The 3038-nt window shown below is 66.1% G+C and carries 2 protein-coding genes and 1 pseudogene; 2 read left to right on the forward strand and 1 reads right to left on the reverse strand.

The window, feature by feature from the left end:
- Positions 1-247: 247 nt before the first annotated feature.
- On the reverse strand, positions 248-937 hold the full coding sequence (locus VNJ48_RS15720) for an HAD family hydrolase (RefSeq protein ID WP_325603764.1): 690 nt from the start codon (positions 935-937) through the stop codon (positions 248-250).
- A gap of 393 nt (positions 938-1330) precedes the next feature.
- Between VNJ48_RS15720 and VNJ48_RS15725 the strand changes: the two genes are divergently transcribed.
- Complete coding sequence (locus VNJ48_RS15725; RefSeq protein WP_325603766.1) at positions 1331-1846, forward strand: GrpB family protein; 516 nt, start codon at positions 1331-1333, stop codon at positions 1844-1846.
- 559 nt (positions 1847-2405) lie between these two features.
- Positions 2406-3038 (forward strand): annotated as a pseudogene (locus tag VNJ48_RS15730) (hypothetical protein); the annotation flags it as partial.

The raw sequence follows: 3038 nt of genomic DNA on the forward strand, positions 1-3038 counted from the left end.
CCACGACCGGACAGGTCTCCGCGAAGACACCCACGCAGTGGGGTCAAGCGTGCCAGGAGTCACGAGCACGGCAGCAGGCCAGCGATCTCACCCTGCCGGTCGACCTCAGGTCAACCGCTCCCAACACTCACAGCGTGCCAGTGGGCGAGCCGGCTACTGGTCGCGCGTGGCGATCGACGTCTGGTCAACCGTCCTTGGCTCAGCGGGGCGCCCCCCGCCCTTGGATCGCGGCTCTCCAGTCCCAGCCTTAGCTGAGGATCGAAGAGCCGCCGGGTGCAGCGAAGATCAACTCGTCGAGCGACCGGATGCGCCTAACGTCGGCAACGGAATGCGCACCGTCACGATCTAGCAAGACGGCATCCAGTCCCGCTTCCAGCGCTCCCCGGACATCCTTCTCGAGTGAGTCTCCAACCATGAGCGCCGCGTCTGCACCCACCCCGACGATCTCCAAGGCGTGAGAGAAGGCACGGGGATCCGGCTTGCCAGCCGGCAGCATGGAGGACGCCACCAGAACATCGACTGCATCGGTGAGACCAAGTTTCTGAAGCTTCATTCGCTGATGGTTTTCGTCGCCGTTGGTGAGCACGGCAACCGTCAGTCCTGCTTCTTTCGCACGGCCGAGCGCGGGCACCGCATCGTCAAAGGAGACCCATCGCGCTTCATACTTGATCAGGTAGCCGGAGAACAGCTCGTCGGCCTCACGGTCGTCGACTTCGGCGTTAAGGAACTCACGCACGCGCTCCCGGCGCTGTTCATCGAAGGTGAGTTCGCGGCGCGAGTATCGCTCGTAGTTGGCCTCCGAGATGCTTGCCCATCGTCTGCTGACCCCCTGGTCCGTCACGCCATGGTCGGCGGCCCAAGCGATCGCGGCCGTGGATGCAGCCTTCTGCTGATCAACGAGAGTGTCATCGAGATCGAAGAAGACAGCGTGAAGCATGCGGGCATGGTGACATGCCCCAGCGGCGGGAACGGCAGCATGCCTGCGCGTCCCGAAAGCCGAACGGCTCGCGACGATCAACGGCACGAGGGCGCCACCCTCACTCGGGACTCTCCTCGTCATCGTCGCCGAAAGCGGATCGGCAAGCTGGACGTCCGATGATGCGCAATATGCGGGCGAACGCGCGCAACTCCGGTCGGGGTGCGAAGGTCCTCTACGCCTGAGCCTCGAGGCCTGCCGAGCCTCCCTGTTAACCCACGTAGGACGCCGCCGCGGCCATGAACTCGCGCCATTGCCCCGCGAGGACGATCAGCGCGCGTCGTTCGGGGGCGCCCGTGTGCGTCCGTGGAGGTCGTCGACAGGGGGTAGGGCAACCGACACTATTGTCGGTTCATGAGCGTGCTCGTGCTGCCCTACTCCAACTCATGGCCCGCGCTGTTCGCGGAGGAGGCTGAGCGGCTCACGTCGAGGTTGGCGCCGTGGCTCGTCGGCGACATCGAGCACATCGGCTCGACGGCCGTTCCCGGACTGGGGGCCAAGCCCATCCTGGACATGCTCGCTCCTGTCGAAGACCTCGACGCGGCGCGTGCCGCGCGCCCCTCCCTCGTAGACCTCGGCTACCGGCACGCCAACCACCGACCACAAGAGGCCATGTGGTTCTACAAGCAGCAGGGCGAGGACTACGACACAAGGACGCACCAGCTGCACCTCACTCGACCGGAGAGTGCGCTGTGGCGCGAGCGGCTCACATTTCGCGACGCCCTGCGCGACGACCCCGCACTGCTTATCGAGTACCAAGACCTCAAGCGGGCACTGGCGTCTAGTGACGACGACCTGACCGAATACACGGGCGGCAAGCGCGAATTCGTTGGCCGAATCCTGCTGAGCAAGGGCATCAACCTCGGGTAGTTGCGGCTCGCCACGATGAACGGTGACAGGGCGTTCGCTACGCCACCTACGACCTGATCGAGGGTGTGCCCGAAGAGTTCCTTCACCTGCTGGACGCGCGGAACTGACTCCGACGAGCGCACATAGTAGGCGGGTCGACGCGGCTCCGCATGCGACCGACTGGTTGGTGGTTCAGTCGACGTGGGGAGGGGCGCGACCTGGCCCACAAGACGGAACCGTTATGGCGCCGTCCTGACAGGTTGGGATGCCAGCTGGACGTCATCCCGCAGCGGATCCGCATACGACGCGCCAAAGAACGGCCCGACTTCAACGTGGCGAGACAGGATGAGCACAGTCCGATACGCAGTGACTCTGACCAGTGGTTCCAGCGCCGACCGTATGAGGCGACAGGTCTACGGCCCGTTGGCTCCTTGAGCGAGGTGGTTGCGATGGCCGTCATGATCGGGCGCCGATACACACGCCGGCGTGCCTCAGTTCGCCGGGCCGCAGCACCGCAGAACACGTATCCGCCACCCTGCGGCGGCCGAATCTCACCGCCGACTGACATAGGTTGCCTCTCGTGCCTGAGGTGACCGCCGTGAGCGTGCCTGCCGATGTTCACCGGGAGAACGAGGATGCGTTCGCCCTGGGCGACGGGGTGGCCGTCGTCGTCGACGGTGCCGGTCTCCCGAAGGAACTGCGCAGTGGTTGCCAGCACTCGGTTGGCTGGTACGCCGACGTCCTTGCCCGAGCCTTCCGGAACCAGCTGGTCCGGCGGGACTCCGAGATGCCCCAAGCCTTGGCCATTGCGATCGCCGAGGTGGTCGACTCGCACGCCGCAGGTTGCCGCCTCGCGGAGGGCTCTCCCAGCGCCACGGTCGCCGCGTGGCGGCTCCATCTCGACACGGTGGAGTACCTGGTGCTGTGCGATGCCTCGATCGTCCTGGGCTTCAAGGACGGGGCGGCCGCGGAGGTCACCGACGACCGCATCACGCACGCGACGACGCCACTGATCGAGGAACAACTGCGCCGCATTCGAAGTCAACGAGGGTCCATCACCGGCGCCGACGTCCGGCAGGCCCGTCGTACCGCCGTGGAACAGACGCGCAACCGCGACGGCGGCTTCTGGTGCTGCCACACCGACCCCCGAGCTGCGGCCGCCGCCATTCACGGCCAGGTCGAACGAGGCACCCTCCGCGCGATCGTCGCGGCC

The sequence above is a fragment of the Nocardioides sp. genome (genome assembly GCF_035576065.1).
Classification (GTDB): Bacteria; Actinomycetota; Actinomycetes; order Propionibacteriales; family Nocardioidaceae; genus Nocardioides.

What these genes read in the sequence shown, in the direction of transcription:
- VNJ48_RS15720 (WP_325603764.1), bottom strand. Translation starts at nt 937, where the DNA reads ATGCTTCACGCTGTCTTCTTCGATCTCGATGACACTCTCGTTGATCAG.
- VNJ48_RS15725 (WP_325603766.1), top strand. Translation starts at nt 1,331, where the DNA reads ATGAGCGTGCTCGTGCTGCCCTACTCCAACTCATGGCCCGCGCTGTTC.